The following is a 14,790-nucleotide window of genomic DNA, read 5'->3' as shown; positions in this document are numbered from 1 at the left end:
GTCACCTACGACCCTCATCGTCGCCTCCCCTCGAAGGGCGCAATCGCACGGGGTCGATGGAGAGCGTCAGGGTGTCCAGGCGCCGCACCAGCAGGCTGGGCAGCCACCGCGCTGCGCCGACGGCCTCGAAGTCGCGGGTGTGGGTCAGCAGATGTTCGAGCACGACTCGGGCCTCGAGGCGGGCCAGCGATGCGCCGACGCAGAAGTGCGCACCCTTCCCGAATGCGATGTGGCCCTTGCCGTCTCGGCGGTCGATTCGGATCTCGTCGGGGGCCTCGACATGGGCAGGGTCCCGATTGGCCGCGCCCCACAGCAGAATCAGCCGGGAGCCGGCCTGGAGCGGGTAGCCCCGCAGCTCGCAGTCGCGCAGCACGTGTCGATAGTGGCCACGGAACGGCGGCTCGAAACGCAAGACCTCCTCCACGAATGCGGGGATCGAGGCAGGGTTCTCGCGGAGCGCCTGCTGCAGGTCCGGCCGAGTGGCCAGGATGTGGGTGGCCGAGCCGATGAGCGACGCGGTCGACTCGCCCCCGGCGCTGAACAACGTCACCATCATCATCTGTGCGGTCAGCGCATCGAGTTCGCCTGCGGCGCAGGCGGTGGCGAGACTTCCCATCAGCGTGTCAGGCTCCGGCGGCCGTTCGAATCGAGCCGCGATGTACGCGGCAAGTTCCATCGCGGCGGTGCCCGCCGCGGCGAGCTGGTCGGGACCCACCAGACCCTCCAGCAGTTGGGTGCTCGCATAGCCCCACGCCGCCAGCTGGTCCGCGTCCTCGTCAGGGACTCCGATCAGCCGGCACACCACCATCATCGGCAGCCGGTTGGCCACAGTGCCCATCCACTCCACGGTTCCGGCGCGCACGGCGTCGGCGTAGAGGTCGGCGACAGTGCCGGTGACATAAGCCTCCAGCTCCCGAATGCGCTTGGCCGCCAACTGCGGGATCAACAGCTTCCGATGCGCGGCGTGTGCGGGATCGTCGGCGATCGCGAGCACCTGCGTCGGGCCGCCGACGACATCCATGGGGAACATTCCCACGGTTCCGTCCGGCTGATAGATCATCGTGCCGGTCAGGTTCGACGAGAAGTCGTCGGTGCGGGCCACCGCCTCGGCGACCGCATCCCACGTACAGACGGCGTGGAAGTCCGAGTCGCCGACACGATGTACGGGGCCGGCGGCCCGCATCCGCGCGTACAGCGGATACGGGTCCTGGATGAACCGGTCGTCGAACAACGCCACGCCGAGCCGGCCGTCGGCAACTGTCATGTGACTCAGGCTGAGTGGCGTGCCGTGCCCGCGTCAACGCGTGAGCGAAACATGAATCGGCGAGCTCGTGAGCGGCCTCCGGAATCGTCTCAGCGCGACGCCTCGACCAGTGTCGACGGCGAGAAACATTGACCCATTCGTCTCACGCTGAGAACATCGGCCAGTGGCTTCTCGCGGCGCGACGAACGACTGGCTGGTCGGTGACCGCCGGGCGGCGGCGGCCGAGCGGATCTACGCCGCGGCCACCGAGCTGATCGCCCGCGACGGCATCGCAGCGTTCGACATGGCAGCACTCGAGGCCCGCGTGCACTGCTCGAGGGCGACGATCTACCGGCACGTCGGCGGCAAGGCGCAGATCCGCGACGCGGTGCTGGCGCGCAACGCGGAGCGCATCGTCGAGGCCGTACGAGCGGCCGTGGACGGCATGACCGGTCCCGACCGGATCGTGACCGCAGTGACAGTCGCGCTGGAACGGATCAGAGCGGATCCCCTCGGGCAGGCGCTGATCACCTCGACGCGCGCGGCATCCGAGATGGCCTGGATCGTCGACTCGCCGATGACGCGGGCGCTCGCATCCGAGCTGAACGGTCTTGCCGAGGACGCGCTCGCGGCGCAATGGATTGTGCGCGTGGTGCTCTCGCTGCTCTACTGGCCTGTGGTCGATCCGGCCGCCGAACGCGAGATGATCCGCCGCTTCGTGACCGACGGTCAGCCCGCACCCTTGCCGTTGTCCACGCGGTAGACCGCACCGTGGATCGCGGCGGCGTCGTCGCTGGCCAGGAACGCGATGACCTTTGCGACATCCTCGGTCGCCATGAACCCGCGCGGTGAGGCGATGCGCATGATCAGATCCCAGTCGGCGTTGTCGGGCGCCTCGAACTCGGTGGCCTGCGCGGTCGGCATGCCGCCCGGGCACACGGCGTTCACCCTCAGCCGCTCCTTGGTGAACTCGATGGCCAGCGCGCGGGTCAGGCCGACCAGCCCGTGCTTGGCCGCGCAGTAGCCCGCCGAGTACACCTCACCCTCGACGCCGGCGATCGACGAGACGTTGACGATGTTGCCCCCGGTTTCCAGCAGGTGCGGCAGCGCGGCGCGGCAGAGCGCGAACGGCGCGGTCAGGTTCACCGCGAGGTCGACGTCCCAATCCTCATCGGTCATCGTCGCGGTGTGGCGCATGCGGTGGAACCCGGCGATGTTGGCCAGCACGTCGAGCCGGCCGAACCGTTCGACGCACTCAGCCACCGCCCCGGCGCACGCCGCCCGCGACGAGATGTCCACCGAGGCGAACGCGCTGCCCGGCACGTCGGCGAACACCTCCGCCATGCGCGACGCGTCCCGGGCGATGCCGAACACCGTCGCGCCCTTCTCCGCGAACAACCTGGCTGTCGCCGCGCCCAGCCCCGCCGACGCCCCCGTGACCAATGCGACCTTGCCGCTGAGCTCACTCATGGAAGGACCTTCTCATGGGCCCCTCGCGGCTCAGACCGCGGCGCGCGGACGGACCGGCGGCACCGCCGTCAGCAGCGCCTTCGTGTACTCGTGCTCGGGAGCCGTGAACAGCTCGTCGGCGGGCCGGTTCTCCACCACCTCCCCGTCGCGCATCACCAGCACGTCGTGGCTGAGCTGCCGGATCACCGCCAGGTCGTGCCCGATCAGCAGGTACGCCAGCCCCAGCTCGTCCTGCAGCCGCGCCAGCAGCTCCAGGACGCGGGCCTGCACCGACACGTCCAGCGACGCGGTTGCCTCATCGAGGATCAGCAGATCCGGCTCGGCGGCCAACGCGCGCGCGATGCTGACCCGCTGGCGTTGCCCGCCCGAGAGCTCGTGCGGGTAGCGCTGGGCGAACTCGGCCGGCAGACCGACGAGGTCGAGCAGCTCGGCCACCCGCGCTCGCCGCGCCGCGGCGCCGTCGACCAGCCGGTGTACCGCCAGCGGCTCGGCGATCGAGGACTCCACGCGCGCACGGGGATTCAGCGATGAGAACGGATCCTGGAACACCAGCCCTATCCGTCGGCGCAGCGCCTTCACATCGGCCCGCTTCACCCCGAAGATGTCCGCACCGGCCAGAGTGGCTGTGCCTCGGTCGGGCTTCACCAGCCCGGTGAGCGCTGCGGCGACCGTCGACTTGCCGGAGCCGGATTCACCGACCAGACCCAACGTGGTGCCCCGGCGGATGCGCAACGACACGTCCTTGACCGCGTGGACGGTCGACCGGCCCACCGGCGTCGACACCGTGAAGGACACGTCGAGCCCGTCGACCTCCAACAGCGGATCGGCGTCGGTAACCGCCTGTGGCCCAGACACATTCAGTACTGGTCGGGCGGCCAGCAGATCGCGGGTGTAGTCGTCGCGCGGCCGGTCGAACACGTCGAGGATCGGCGCCTGCTCGACCACGGTGCCCTCGCGCAGCACGGTCACCTCGTCGGCCACCTGACCGATCACGCCGAGATCGTGGCTGATCCACACCACCGCGGTGCCGAAGTCGCGCTGCAGCGTGCGGACCAGCTCGATGATCTGGGCCTGAGTGGTGACGTCCAGCGCGGTGGTGGGTTCGTCGGCGATGAGCAGCTCCGGGTCGCATGCCAGCGCGATGGCGATCATCACCCGCTGACGCTGGCCGCCCGACAGCTGATGCGGGTAGGCGTGCAGCCGGGTCGCCGGCTCGGGCAGGCCGACCGCCTCGAGCAGTTCCAGCGCCCGCGACTGCGCCTCGCGGCGCGTCACGCGGCGGTGGGTCTCCAGCGACTCGGTGATCTGGCGCTCCAGCGTCAGCAGCGGATTGAGCGAGGTGCCCGGATCCTGGAAGACGAAGCCGATGCGGGAGCCGTGCACGCTGCGCAGCGTCCGCGGGCGGGCACCGACGAGCTGCACCGGCTCGTCGCCACCGAGCGTGCTCGACCCCGACACCCGCGCCCCCGGTGCATCGAGCAGACCGGTCGCGGCGAGCACCGTCATCGTCTTGCCGGACCCGGACTCTCCGACGATGCCCACCGTCTGCTCGCGGGCCACCTCGAACGACACCGCGTCGACGATCGTGCGAGCGCCGATGCGCACGCCGAGATCCTGCACGGTCAACACCGTCATCGCTGCGCCCTCCTGGCCTCGGCGATGGTGCGCTGCTTGGGATCCAGCACGTCGCGCAGCCCATCGCCGAGCAGGTTGAACGCCAGCACGATCACCACGATCGCCGCTCCTGGGAACACCGCCATCCACCAGGCCATCGTCACGAAGCCCTGCGAGTCGAAGATCATCCGGCCCAACGACGGCTGCGGAGGCTGGATTCCGAGCCCCAGGAAGGACAGGGCGGCCTCGGAGAGAATGGCGAACGCCAGGGACAGCGATGTCTGCACGATCAACGGTCCGGCGATGTTGGGCAGGATGTGGCGGCGCAGGATCATGTGATCGGGGGTGCCCATCGCGCGCGATACCGCGACGTACGGTTCGGTGCGCACACCCAGGGTGCTCGCTCTGGCCACCCGCGCGAAGATCGGTGTGTACACGATGCCGATCGCGAGGATCGTCGTCGTCACCCCCGGACCCAGGATCGCGACGACCGCGAGGGCGAGCAGCAGCACCGGGAAAGCGAACATCACGTCGACGACGCGCATAAGCACGGTGTCCAGCCAGCCGCCGCGATAGCCCGCCAGCACGCCGACCGTCACCCCGACCACGACGGCGAACGCGACGCTGACCACGGCGATCCGCATCGAGGCCTGCGTGGCCACCAGCACGCGGGACAGCACGTCGCGGCCCAGTTCATCGGTGCCGAACCAGTGCCCGCCGCTGGGCGGACGCAGCGCGTTGGGCACATCGACGTCGTTGACTCCTTGCGGCGCAATCGCATTGGCGCTGACCGCGATGACGGCGACGGCCAGCAGGATCAGCGCGCTGACCGCGGTGACGGGGTTGCGCAGCAGCAGCCGCCACGACGAGACGCGGGCGCTGTCAGTGGTCGTCATGCGAGCCGGATCCTCGGGTCGACCACCGCGTACAGCACGTCGACGAGCAGGTTGATCGCGAGGAACAGCGCCGCGATAAGCAGCACCGCGCCCTGGATCACCGGATAGTCGCGTGCGGCGACAGCGTTGTACACCAGCCTGCCCAGCCCCGGCCACGCGAACACCACCTCGACGACGATCACGCCGCCCAGCAGCGTCGCGAGCTGGATGCCGGTGATGGTCAGGATCGGCACGAGAGCGTTGCGCACCGTGTGCCGGAACGTGACGACGCGCGGGGACAACCCCTTGGACCGCGCGGTGCGCACGTAGCCCATCGCCGCCACCTCGAGCACCGCCGCCCGCACGTAGCGCGTCATGATCGCCGCGGCCACCACGCCGACGGTCAGCCCGGGCAGGATGATGTGGCGCAACCAGCCCCCGGGATCGTCGAACAGCGGGCGGTACCCGGACGTCGGCAGCCACCCGAGCGTCGTCGCGAACAGTGCGATGAGCAGGATGCCCATCCAGAAGTCGGGCACCGAGACGCCGAACTGGCTGGTCACCCGGACGATCGCATCGCTGACGCGGCCCTCCCGCAGCGCCGAGTACGTTCCCGCCGGCAGTGCGATCGCCAGCGCGATGACGATGCCGGCCAGGCCCAGCGACATGGTCGCCGGCAACCGCTCCAGCAGCGTCACCGTCACCGGGTCGCCGTTACGGAAGCTGACCCCCAGGTCCCCGGTCAACGCCGAGCCCACGTACCCGAAGAACTGCGACACGATCGGGCGGTCCAGCCCGCTGGCGCTGCGCAGCGCGTCATAGGCCTCGGGGGTGTAGCGGGTGCCCAGGGCGATGCGGACCGGATCTCCGGGCACCAGGTGCACCAGCGCGAAGACGACCACGGTGACACCGACCAGCACGACGAGGGAATACAGCACCCGGCGCGCGACGAAGCGGAGGATCGGATGGGTCAGGACCGTCGGCATGCTCATCGCGACGCGCTCCTGTCGGTGTCGAGCACGGCGTGCCGGAAGCGCACCGCGCCGTCGCGGCGCGCCTCGTATCCCGTCAGCGCCGGATTCCACGCCTGGATCACCGACGAGTTGTACAGGTAGATGTAGCTGACCTTGTCGGCGATGAGCGTCGCGGCGCGCGCATAGTCGGCCACCCGGGCGGCGCGGTCGGTCTCGACGCGACCCGCGTCGAGCAGCCGGTCCACCTCGGGATCGGAGAACTTCTGCGCGTTGCTGCTGCCGTCGGTGTGGTGCTGGGCGTAGTAGAAGTCGTCGGGATCGATGTTGCCCAGCCACCCCAACATGAGCATGTCGAAGTGACCGGAGTTCTGTTCGTCGAGCCACGTCGCGAAATCGACGGTGCGGATCTTGACCGTGAAGCCGAGCGGCGCGAGATTGTCGGCGACGATCTGGGCCGCGGTCACCGTCTCCGGATACTCGGTGGTGACCAGCATGTCGAGATCGCCCGGCGTGACACCGGCCTCGGACAGCAGCTCGCGCGCCTTGTCGACGCCGCCCTGGCGGTAGCGGTCATACGGCGTGTACCACGGGTTGCCCTCGGGGATCGCCAGCTCGTTGACCTTCGCCGTGCCGTAACTGGTCGCCGCGACGATCGCATTCCGGTCGATCGCGTAGGCGATCGCCTGGCGGACGCGCACGTCGTTGTACGGGGCGTGCGCCTCGTTCAGGGCCAGATACCAGTAGTCGTTGCTCGGAGTCACCGCCAGCCGCAGCGAGTCGTCGTCGGACAGCTGCTCGACCCGTTGCGGCGGAATCGAATCCGTCCAGTCCACCTCACCGGCCTGCAGCGCGGACAGCGCCGTCGACGGCTCGGAGATGAACCGGAACGTCACGCCGGGCACCCCGGGTGGACCGTCCCAGTAGTCCGGATTGGCCACCAGCGAGATCGAGTCGCCGCTCTTCTGTCCGGCGAATCGGAACGGGCCGGTGCCGACGGGATGGGTGGCGATCTGGCCGTTCTCGACGTTGCGTCGCGACACGATGGCCATGCCCTTGAAGCCGCCGATGTTGGTCAGCATGTTCGGCGTCGGCCTGCTGACCCGGATCACGACGGTCGCGGGATCGGGCGCCTCGACGGCCGTTACCGCGCTGAACTTGTCGGAATTGGCCAGCTTCTCGTCGATGATCCGGCGGTACGAGAACACGACGTCGTCGGCGGTCAGCGGCGTGCCGTCGTGGAACTTCACCCCGGGACGCAGATGGAATGTCCACACCCGCTGGTCGGGACTGACCTCCCACGAGGTCGCCAGTGCCGGCCGCATCTGCAGGTTCGCGTCGGGTTCGACCAGCGTGTCGAAGACGTTCTCCAACACCTCGAACGAGAAATAGGCCGTGGTCTTGTGCGGGTCGAGTTGATCGGGCTCGCCGGCGATCGCGGCGACCAACGAGCCCGCAGCGCCCTCGCCGAGATCGACCCGTCGGCCCGTCGAACACCCGGTCACCGAGGCCACCATCATGACAATGGCGAGGACAGCGGTCCACACCGCGGTCCTCGCCATCATGTATCACCCCGGACTCGAGCCTGCTCGAAGTCTGTTACCCGATGGCCTGACACGACAAACCCGTGACTTTGTCCACGCCCGACTGAAATACTCGTGCGCGTGACGATGCTGCGCGCTCTGGCCGCCCTCCTGGTTGCTCTCGGCGCGGCCCTGACCTTGCCGGTGCCGGCCAGAGCCGACCAGGTGATCGAGGGCATCTTCACCTACACCCCCGCTGAGGGAACGCCGGGTCTGTGGACGGTGTACCCGTCGTGTGTGCCGGTGGTCGGTGATCTGCGCGAGCCGCTGTACCTGCCCGTCGGGTGCCGACTGCACATCCAGGGGTCCAACGGGGTGACCGGCGGCGACGCCGTGCTGACCGGAGGGATGTGGGCCTTCACCACACCCAAGGACCGCGGCATGCAGTGCCCCGACGGCACCTGGGCGCCGACGGTCGAGGTGATCAAGTTCGACGACGTCACCATGACCGGCACCCGCAGCGTCACCCACACCGGCAACTGCGGCCTGCCGCCGGGGATCATCAACACCCCGTTCACGCTGGCCTTCAAGGAACCGCTGCCGATCCCGGTCGATCGCTACCCGCTGATCTGCGAGCCGGGCGGACTGCGGCGCTGCTTCTGACGATCGGGAAGGTCGCCGACATCACCGGTCCGGGCATCACCGATCGGTGGGGCGTGACCTGCGCCGACCTGGGTGCGTGCGTGCGGACCGCAGACGGGTCGCTGCTGGCGGTCTTCGGCGATACGTTCTCGGGCAGCCGCGTCGGCCGGGGGGACTGGCGGTCACCTGTCGCGCTGATCGGCCGTGGCGACGCCCAGGCCCCGATCGTGTGGGAGCGTGCCGGCGGCCCGGATCCGGACTACGCCCGCCAACTCCTGCCCTGTGTCAAGGGCGTCAGCACCGTGATCCCCTCGGATCTGCTGCGGCTCGGGGACACGATCTATCTGCACGCCATCGTCAATCGGGGGCTGGGCAACGTGCTGCGCACCGAGCTCTGGCGCTCCGAGGACGGCGGGCAGCGGTGGCGCGCCGCCGGGGAGAACGCGACGTTCCCCGCGGATCTGCACCACGGCCATGCGCAATGCTGGTCATGGGACCTCGACCCGGACGGCGGCTGGGTGTACGTGATGGCCACCGGGTTTCAGCGCGACAAGGGCATCATCGCGATGCGGGTGAGGCCGTCGGATATTGCTGACCGCTCGAAGTACTCGGCGTGGGGCTTCACCGGTGGCCGATGGGGATGGGGTCGCAGGGCCACTCCGATCACGCCACCGGGTGAGCGGTGGGGCGAGCTGACGTTCCGTCGGCTCGCGCCGCGCACCTGGGTCCTCGGCGGATTCCTGGCCTCGCGATACGCGCTGGGATACCGCGTCATCGACTCCCCGGTGGCCGATCTGCACACCGTGCCTCTGCAGCTGCCGGTGCGCGGCTGCGGGTGGCACGCCGAGGACCACGCCGGCAATCGCATCGCCCAGCTCTACGGTGGGTACCTGCTGCCCGGCTCGCGCCTCGACGTTCACGGCGGGGTCGGTCTGGTGGTGTCGCAGTGGCACACCGACACCGGATGGCCCTACCGCGCCATGCAATTCAGCGTCACCCTGCACGACACCAGACAGCACGAGGAGAGGCGGAACCTGTGACGACAGCAGACACGAAGCGGGTGGTGATCTGGGGGACCGGATTCGTCGGCCGGATGGTCATCGCCGAGGTCGTCGAGCATCCCCTGTTCGAACTCGTCGGTGTCGGGGTCAGCAACCCCGACAAGGTCGGCCGCGACGTCGGGGAGATCTGCGGGCTGCCGGCCCCGCTGGGTCTCAGCGCCACCGACGACATCGACGCGTTGATCGACCTGAAGCCCGACGCGCTGGTGCACTACGGGCCGACCGCGGCCCACGCCGACGTCAACATCGAGGTGATCACCCGCTTCCTGCGCGCCGGGATCGACGTGTGCTCGACGGCGATGACGCCGTGGATCTGGCCCACCATGCACCTCAACCCGCCCAACTGGATCGAACCCGTCACCGTCGCCTGCGAACTCGGCGAGTCGTCGTGCTTCACCACCGGTATCGACCCCGGCTTCGCCAACGACCTGTTCCCGATGACGCTGATGGGCCTGTGCTCGGAGGTGCGCACCGTGCGTGCGTCGGAACTGCTCGACTACACCCACTACACCGGTGACTACGACCGCGAGATGGGCATCGGTAAGCCGCCAGAGTACCGGCCCATGCTGGAGAACTCCGACATCCTCGTGTTCGCCTGGGGTGCAACGGTTCCGATGATCGCGCATGCGGCGGGCATCATGCTCGACGAGATCACCACAACGTGGGAGAAGTGGGTCACGCCCACCGAGCGCACGACCGCCAAGGGCGTCATCGCGCCCGGCAACGTGGCGGCCGTCCGGTTCACGATCAACGGGGTGTACCAGGGCGAGACCCGCATCCAGCTCGAGCACGTCAACCGGATCGGCAACGACGCGGCGCCGGAGTGGCCGTCGGGCAACCAGAACGACGTCTACCGCGTCGACATCGAGGGCACGCCGAGCATCTTCCAGGAGACGGCATTCCGGTTCACCGATGGCTCCGGGCGGGATGCGGCCGCGGCCGGCTGCCTGGCGACCGGGCTGCGTGCGCTCAACGCCGTTCCGGCGGTCAATGACCTGTCTCCCGGCTGGGTCACCGCACTGGACCTGCCGCTGATCCCGGGGGTGGGCACGATCCGCTGACCGCGCTCAGCCGCGTGGCCGTTTGACCAGAACTACGTACGCCAACGGGATCTGGGTGCGCTCGGGCGCCGCGGCCAGCCTGGCGGCGATGCCCTTCTCCAGTCGGTCGTGCAGCTGCGCCACGCGGGGATCCGTCGGACCGCCCTCGAGCGCCGTCGACAGCGCCGCGAACGTCGACGCCCGTGCGAACCCGGCCCATCTCGCGCCGAAATCCGTTGCGTCACCGTCGGCCTGATAGCGCTCCCAGAACCGGTCCTGGGCGTCGACGATCTCCAGGTGGGCGATCTCGAGGCGTTCGAACAGACCGGACGGGGCGAACGGTGCCGCGAAATCGGCGGCCCGGCGGGCGAAGGTCGGGATGCACATGCGGCCGGCCTCCTCGGCGCTGATCAGTCCGGACCCCGCGAGCTCGTCCAGCGTGTCGGCCATCGCGGTCAGCAGCGGGCGGAACCCGAGCTCGCCGTCCTCGCCGATCCCCATCGTCGTCACGACCAGGCGCCCGCCGGGGCACAGTTCGCGGCCCCGGAACGCGACGAACTCGTGCCAGTCGCGCGCGGCCTGTTTGGCGTAGGCGGCCTGCACCTCCTCGTCGCCGCACGTGGCGACCTGTAGGTGGCCTCCCAGGATCGGGGCGGGCACCCGGCTCAGCCACTGGATCGCCCAGGAACTCCAGCCCAGGTTCACGCTGTTGGACGGCAGGATCTGCGCGTAGAACGAGCGACCGACCGCCGAGGCGAACGCGGCACGGTCTTTCGCCAGATAGGTGTCGGGATCTTCCTCCAAGGTGCGGAACAGCGCGGTGAAATCGTTGTCGGGGCGGTCGGTGTGCGCGACGAGCACCGAGTGTTCCGGCCGAGTCCGGCTGCGCAGCACACCGATTGCAGCGCCGACCGGCAGCAGCGAGTTGTGTCCGCTGGCCGCGCCGTAGTCGGCGATCACGATCGGCTGCGGCGGCGAGGGCAGCGGAACCTGCGCGGCGGCCTCGGAGAAGATCTCGATCGCCCGGGCCAGACCGGCGGCCTGCAGCCGCGACGCGGCGGTGTAGGAGCCGCTGTCCATCGGCTCCGGCCGCACGACGATGCTCGACTCGGGCATCTTCTGCACGGTAGTCCCCGAGCGTCACCCGCGCCGCCGAAAGCGCGGCGCGTGCGAAACTGTCGCCCATGACAGGACGGGTCGGGCCGCGCATCGCGATGATCAGCGCCGTCCTGGCGCTGGTGGTCGGTGTGGCGGGGGTGATCGTCACGCTGGCGCTGGGCGCCTTCGTGTTCGACGACTACGACGCGTACGGCGAGGTGCGGGTCCCCGGGTCCGGGCGGGTGAGCCTGCCCGCGGGCGAGGTGACGATCAGCTTCCACACCGCCGTGACCGGTGGTGTGAACGGCGGGTTCCCGTTGCCGCCGCTCAAGCTCGGCATCGACCCGCCCGAGGGCGTGCCGGACCCGGTGATCACCGAGACGATCGGCACCACGACATCGGTGAACAACGATGTGCACCTGCGTATCTGGGTGGCGCAGATCCCGCGCGCCGGCGTGTACGGCGTCCGCACCGACGGCGACGTCGGTGGTTACATCAACCCGCGCCTGTCGTTCGGCCGCGACAGCTCGCCGGTGTGGCCGATGTGGGTCTTCGGTGCGCTCGCCGCGGTGGGTGCGGTCGCGCTCGCCGGGGCGATCGCGTGGCGGGTGCGGGCGGGCCGTCGGGCGCGCCCGGTACCCGGACCGGTGATCCTCGACGAACCGAACTGGCCGGGGCCGATTCCGCCGCCGGTGTACGAGTACCCGCCCCTTGACGAGCGCGGAGGTCAGTGACCCCTGGCGACCCACTCGTCGTAGTGCACGATCTCGTCGCCGACGGTCGTGGTGTCGCCGTGGCCGGTGTAGACGACGGTCTCACCGGGCAGCTTGCCGAGCCGGCCCGAGATCGACTCGAGGATGGTCGGAAAGTCGGAGTAGGACCGCCCGGTGGCGCCGGGGCCGCCCTGGAAGAGCGTGTCACCGCTGAACACCGCGTCGAGGTCGGGGGCGTGCCAGCACACCGAGCCGGGGGAGTGTCCGGGGGTGTGCAGCGCGCGCAGCTCGGTGCCGGCCACGCGCAACGTCTGACCGTCGGCAATGGCGCGAAAGTCACTGTTGGGATGCGTCATTCGCCACAGCACATCGTCGGCGGGGTGCAGGAACACCGGTGCGTCGAGCGCCTGTCCGAGCGCCGGGGCGACGGTGACATGGTCGTTGTGGCCGTGGGTGCACACCACCGCGACGACATGACGGCCACCGACCGCCTCGATGATCGGGTCGGCGGTGTGCGCGGCGTCGAACACCACCACCTCGCTGTCGTCACCCACGAGCCAGATGTTGTTGTCCACCTCCCAGCTGCCGCCGTCGAGTTCGAACGTGCCGCTGGTGACCAGCCGCTGGATGCTCACAACACCACCACCGAACGCAGCACCTCGCCGGCGTGCATCTTGGCGAACGCGTCCTCGATCTGGTCGAGCCCGATGCGTTCGGAGACGAACTTGTCCAACGGGAACCGGCCCTGCAGATACAGACTGATCAGCGTCGGGAAGTCGCGCTCGGGCAGGCAGTCGCCGTACCAGGACGACTTCAGGGATCCGCCGCGGGAGAAGAAGTCGATCAGCGGCATCTCCAACGTCATGTCCGGGGTCGGCACGCCGACCAGCACGACGGTGCCCGCCAAGTCGCGGGCGTAGAACGCCTGCTTCCACGTCTCGGGCCGGCCGACCGCGTCGATGACGACGTCGGCGCCGAACCCGTCGGTCAGGTCCTGGATCGTCTCGATTGCGTCGAGCTCCTTGGCGTTGATCGTGTGGGTGGCGCCGAACTCCCGGGCCCAGTTCAGCTTCCGGTCGTCCATGTCCACGGCGATGATGCGCCGGGCGCCGACCAGCCGGGCTCCGGCGATCGCGGCGTCGCCCACGCCGCCGCAGCCGATGACCGCCACCGTGTCGTCCCGGTTGACCGCGCCGGTGTTGATCGCCGCGCCCAGCCCGGCCATCACGCCGCAGCCCAGCAGACCCGCCGCGGCCGGGTCGGCCGCCGGGTCGACCTTGGTGCACTGGCCCTCGTGCACCAGCGTCTTGTCGGCGAACGCGCCGATGCCCAGCGCCGGGGTCAGCTCGGTGCCGTCGGTCAGTGTCATCTTCTGCGCGGCGTTGTGGGTGTCGAAGCACAGGTGCGGACGTCCCCGCTTGCAGGCCCGGCACTGCCCGCACACCGCGCGCCAGTTGAGGACCACGAAGTCGCCCGGCTCGACGTTGGTGACACCCTCGCCGACGGACTCGACGATGCCTGCGGCCTCATGGCCGAGCAGGAACGGGAACTCGTCGTTGATGCCGCCCTCGCGGTAGTGCAGGTCGGTGTGGCACACCCCGCACGCCTGGATGTCGACGACCACCTCACCCGGTCCGGGGTCGGGGATCACGATGTCCACCACCTCGACCGGCTGGCCCTTCGTCCGAGAGATCACTCCGCGCACCGTCTGAGTCATGCCTGAACCCTAATATGTCGGGCACACTCGATACATGCCTGTCCGCATGCCGGCGGTGTTCCTCTCGCACGGCGCCCCGCCGCTGGTCGACGATGCGCTGTGGGTGTCCCAACTGCGGGCCTGGGCCGGCGCGCTGCCGGTCCCGTCGGCGATCCTCGTGGTCTCTGCGCACTGGGAGGCCGCGCCCCTGACCATCGGGTCCACCGACGCGCGCACCCCGTTGACCTATGACTTCTGGGGCTTCCCCGACCGCTACCACGCCGTCACCTACGACGCGCCGGGCGCCCCGGAACTGGCTGCGGCAGTGCAGAAGTCGATGCCCGACGGCGAGCCGGTGCACCACGATCGCGAACGCCGGCTCGATCACGGCGCCTACGTCCCGCTGACGGTGATGTACCCGGACGCCGCCATCCCGGTACTGCAGATCTCGCTGCCCACACTGGATCCGGCGGCGCTGCTGCGGCTCGGGGAGCGGCTGGCCCCGCTGCGCGACGAGGGTGTGCTGATCATCGGGTCGGGGTTCACCACCCACGGTCTGCCGTTCCTCGAGGACCCGTCGCCCGGTGCGGTCCCGCCCGGCTGGTCGGTGGAGTTCGACGCCTGGGCACGCGAGCGGATGGCGGCGGGCGATGTGGATGCGCTGATCGACTTCCGGGCGCGGGCCCCGGGGATGCCCTACGCCCACCCGACGATCGAGCATTTCGCGCCGCTGTTCGTCGCGCTCGGCGCCTCCGACGACCCGGCTCAGCAGCCGCGTCAGGTGATCGACGGCTTCTGGATGGGTCTGGCCAAACGCTCTTTCGAACTGGCCTGAGCGGACATA

Annotated in this window: 15 protein-coding genes; 6 read left to right on the top strand and 9 right to left on the bottom strand. The window is 69.6% G+C overall.

Features of this window, described 5'->3' with window-relative positions; genetic code table 11:
• Window position 1 precedes the first annotated feature (1 nt).
• Window positions 2–1,264 (bottom strand): cytochrome P450, encoded by a 1,263-nt coding sequence (locus MCHUDSM44219_RS15780; RefSeq protein WP_048419193.1) that lies wholly within the window; start codon window positions 1,262–1,264, stop codon window positions 2–4.
• A 163-nt stretch (window positions 1,265–1,427) separates the two neighbouring features.
• Here MCHUDSM44219_RS15780 and MCHUDSM44219_RS15775 point away from each other — a divergent pair, with 163 nt between their 5' ends.
• Window positions 1,428–2,006, top strand: coding sequence for a TetR/AcrR family transcriptional regulator (locus MCHUDSM44219_RS15775; RefSeq protein WP_048419192.1), 579 nt, complete (start codon window positions 1,428–1,430; stop codon window positions 2,004–2,006).
• On the opposite strand, the gene MCHUDSM44219_RS15770 is transcribed toward MCHUDSM44219_RS15775, so the two are convergent.
• Genes MCHUDSM44219_RS15770 through MCHUDSM44219_RS15750 form a run of 5 tightly spaced genes read right to left on the bottom strand, consistent with a single transcriptional unit; the run spans window position 1,973 to window position 7,735 of the window.
• Window positions 1,973–2,713, bottom strand: a complete 741-nt coding sequence (locus tag MCHUDSM44219_RS15770; protein ID WP_048419191.1) for an SDR family NAD(P)-dependent oxidoreductase — start codon at window positions 2,711–2,713, stop codon at window positions 1,973–1,975. The two genes, MCHUDSM44219_RS15775 and MCHUDSM44219_RS15770, sit on opposite strands and share 34 nt — an antisense overlap.
• 30 nt (window positions 2,714–2,743) lie before the next feature.
• Entirely contained in the window at window positions 2,744–4,348 is a 1,605-nt protein-coding gene (locus tag MCHUDSM44219_RS15765) for a dipeptide ABC transporter ATP-binding protein (RefSeq protein ID WP_048419190.1), read from the bottom strand.
• Window positions 4,345–5,223 carry an ABC transporter permease gene (locus MCHUDSM44219_RS15760; protein WP_048419189.1) on the bottom strand — a complete coding sequence of 293 codons (879 nt, stop codon included), beginning with the start codon at window positions 5,221–5,223 and terminating at the stop codon, window positions 4,345–4,347. The genes MCHUDSM44219_RS15765 and MCHUDSM44219_RS15760 overlap by 4 nt, the downstream gene beginning before the upstream one ends.
• Window positions 5,220–6,188: an ABC transporter permease gene (locus MCHUDSM44219_RS15755; protein WP_048419188.1), complete on the bottom strand. Its 969-nt coding sequence runs from the start codon at window positions 6,186–6,188 to the stop codon at window positions 5,220–5,222. Before MCHUDSM44219_RS15755 ends, MCHUDSM44219_RS15760 begins: the two co-directional genes overlap by 4 nt.
• A gap of 2 nt (window positions 6,189–6,190) precedes the next feature.
• Window positions 6,191–7,735: an ABC transporter substrate-binding protein gene (locus MCHUDSM44219_RS15750; protein ID WP_048419305.1), complete on the bottom strand. Its 1,545-nt coding sequence runs from the start codon at window positions 7,733–7,735 to the stop codon at window positions 6,191–6,193.
• 102 nt (window positions 7,736–7,837) lie between these two features.
• Here MCHUDSM44219_RS15750 and MCHUDSM44219_RS15745 point away from each other — a divergent pair, with 102 nt between their 5' ends.
• From MCHUDSM44219_RS15745 to MCHUDSM44219_RS15735, 3 genes are read left to right on the top strand one after another with little or no spacing between them, the layout of a single operon-like run.
• Window positions 7,838–8,359 carry a hypothetical protein gene (locus MCHUDSM44219_RS15745; protein ID WP_082162243.1) on the top strand — a complete coding sequence of 174 codons (522 nt, stop codon included), beginning with the start codon at window positions 7,838–7,840 and terminating at the stop codon, window positions 8,357–8,359.
• The gene (locus MCHUDSM44219_RS15740; protein ID WP_048419303.1) at window positions 8,350–9,378 is read left to right on the top strand and encodes a glycoside hydrolase family 183 protein; all 1,029 of its coding nucleotides are present in this window, start codon (window positions 8,350–8,352) and stop codon (window positions 9,376–9,378) included. Before MCHUDSM44219_RS15745 ends, MCHUDSM44219_RS15740 begins: the two co-directional genes overlap by 10 nt.
• Before the next feature lie 53 nt (window positions 9,379–9,431).
• Window positions 9,432–10,460: an NAD(P)H-dependent amine dehydrogenase family protein gene (locus tag MCHUDSM44219_RS15735; RefSeq protein WP_048419302.1), complete on the top strand. Its 1,029-nt coding sequence runs from the start codon at window positions 9,432–9,434 to the stop codon at window positions 10,458–10,460.
• A gap of 6 nt (window positions 10,461–10,466) precedes the next feature.
• Here the strand turns inward: MCHUDSM44219_RS15735 and MCHUDSM44219_RS15730 are convergent, their stop codons facing one another.
• Window positions 10,467–11,555 (bottom strand): class I SAM-dependent methyltransferase, encoded by a 1,089-nt coding sequence (locus tag MCHUDSM44219_RS15730; protein WP_048419301.1) that lies wholly within the window; start codon window positions 11,553–11,555, stop codon window positions 10,467–10,469.
• Window positions 11,556–11,623: 68 nt separating this feature from the next.
• On the opposite strand from MCHUDSM44219_RS15730, the gene MCHUDSM44219_RS15725 reads away from it, so the two are divergent.
• Complete coding sequence (locus tag MCHUDSM44219_RS15725; protein ID WP_053081270.1) at window positions 11,624–12,271, top strand: hypothetical protein; 648 nt, start codon at window positions 11,624–11,626, stop codon at window positions 12,269–12,271.
• On the opposite strand, the gene MCHUDSM44219_RS15720 is transcribed toward MCHUDSM44219_RS15725, so the two are convergent.
• Together MCHUDSM44219_RS15720 and MCHUDSM44219_RS15715 are read right to left on the bottom strand one after the other, a co-directional pair.
• Window positions 12,265–12,885: an MBL fold metallo-hydrolase gene (locus tag MCHUDSM44219_RS15720; protein ID WP_048419187.1), complete on the bottom strand. Its 621-nt coding sequence runs from the start codon at window positions 12,883–12,885 to the stop codon at window positions 12,265–12,267. The genes MCHUDSM44219_RS15725 and MCHUDSM44219_RS15720 overlap by 7 nt on opposite strands.
• The gene (locus tag MCHUDSM44219_RS15715; RefSeq protein WP_048419186.1) at window positions 12,882–13,967 is read right to left on the bottom strand and encodes an S-(hydroxymethyl)mycothiol dehydrogenase; all 1,086 of its coding nucleotides are present in this window, start codon (window positions 13,965–13,967) and stop codon (window positions 12,882–12,884) included. Before MCHUDSM44219_RS15715 ends, MCHUDSM44219_RS15720 begins: the two co-directional genes overlap by 4 nt.
• Window positions 13,968–14,001: 34 nt before the next feature.
• Between MCHUDSM44219_RS15715 and MCHUDSM44219_RS15710 the strand changes: the two genes are divergently transcribed.
• Window positions 14,002–14,781 carry a dioxygenase family protein gene (locus tag MCHUDSM44219_RS15710; RefSeq protein WP_048419185.1) on the top strand — a complete coding sequence of 260 codons (780 nt, stop codon included), beginning with the start codon at window positions 14,002–14,004 and terminating at the stop codon, window positions 14,779–14,781.
• The last annotated feature ends 9 nt before the right edge of the window (window positions 14,782–14,790 follow it).

This window comes from Mycolicibacterium chubuense, from assembly GCF_001044255.1.
GTDB classification, from domain to species: Bacteria; Actinomycetota; Actinomycetes; order Mycobacteriales; family Mycobacteriaceae; genus Mycobacterium; species Mycobacterium chubuense.
The sequence above is the reverse complement of the archived record's forward strand: the minus strand, read 5'-3'. Positions and strand labels throughout refer to the sequence as shown.

Excerpts from the sequence above, each read along its gene's own strand:
- MCHUDSM44219_RS15780 (WP_048419193.1), bottom strand. The coding sequence starts at position 1,264 with ATGACAGTTGCCGACGGCCGGCTCGGCGTGGCGTTGTTCGACGACCGG.
- MCHUDSM44219_RS15770 (WP_048419191.1), bottom strand. The coding sequence starts at position 2,713 with ATGAGTGAGCTCAGCGGCAAGGTCGCATTGGTCACGGGGGCGTCGGCG.
- MCHUDSM44219_RS15765 (WP_048419190.1), bottom strand. The coding sequence starts at position 4,348 with ATGACGGTGTTGACCGTGCAGGATCTCGGCGTGCGCATCGGCGCTCGC.
- MCHUDSM44219_RS15760 (WP_048419189.1), bottom strand. The coding sequence starts at position 5,223 with ATGACGACCACTGACAGCGCCCGCGTCTCGTCGTGGCGGCTGCTGCTG.
- MCHUDSM44219_RS15755 (WP_048419188.1), bottom strand. The coding sequence starts at position 6,188 with ATGCCGACGGTCCTGACCCATCCGATCCTCCGCTTCGTCGCGCGCCGG.
- MCHUDSM44219_RS15750 (WP_048419305.1), bottom strand. The coding sequence starts at position 7,735 with ATGGCGAGGACCGCGGTGTGGACCGCTGTCCTCGCCATTGTCATGATG.
- MCHUDSM44219_RS15735 (WP_048419302.1), top strand. The coding sequence starts at position 9,432 with ATGGTCATCGCCGAGGTCGTCGAGCATCCCCTGTTCGAACTCGTCGGT.
- MCHUDSM44219_RS15730 (WP_048419301.1), bottom strand. The coding sequence starts at position 11,555 with ATGCCCGAGTCGAGCATCGTCGTGCGGCCGGAGCCGATGGACAGCGGC.
- MCHUDSM44219_RS15725 (WP_053081270.1), top strand. The coding sequence starts at position 11,624 with ATGACAGGACGGGTCGGGCCGCGCATCGCGATGATCAGCGCCGTCCTG.
- MCHUDSM44219_RS15715 (WP_048419186.1), bottom strand. The coding sequence starts at position 13,967 with ATGACTCAGACGGTGCGCGGAGTGATCTCTCGGACGAAGGGCCAGCCG.
- MCHUDSM44219_RS15710 (WP_048419185.1), top strand. The coding sequence starts at position 14,002 with ATGCCTGTCCGCATGCCGGCGGTGTTCCTCTCGCACGGCGCCCCGCCG.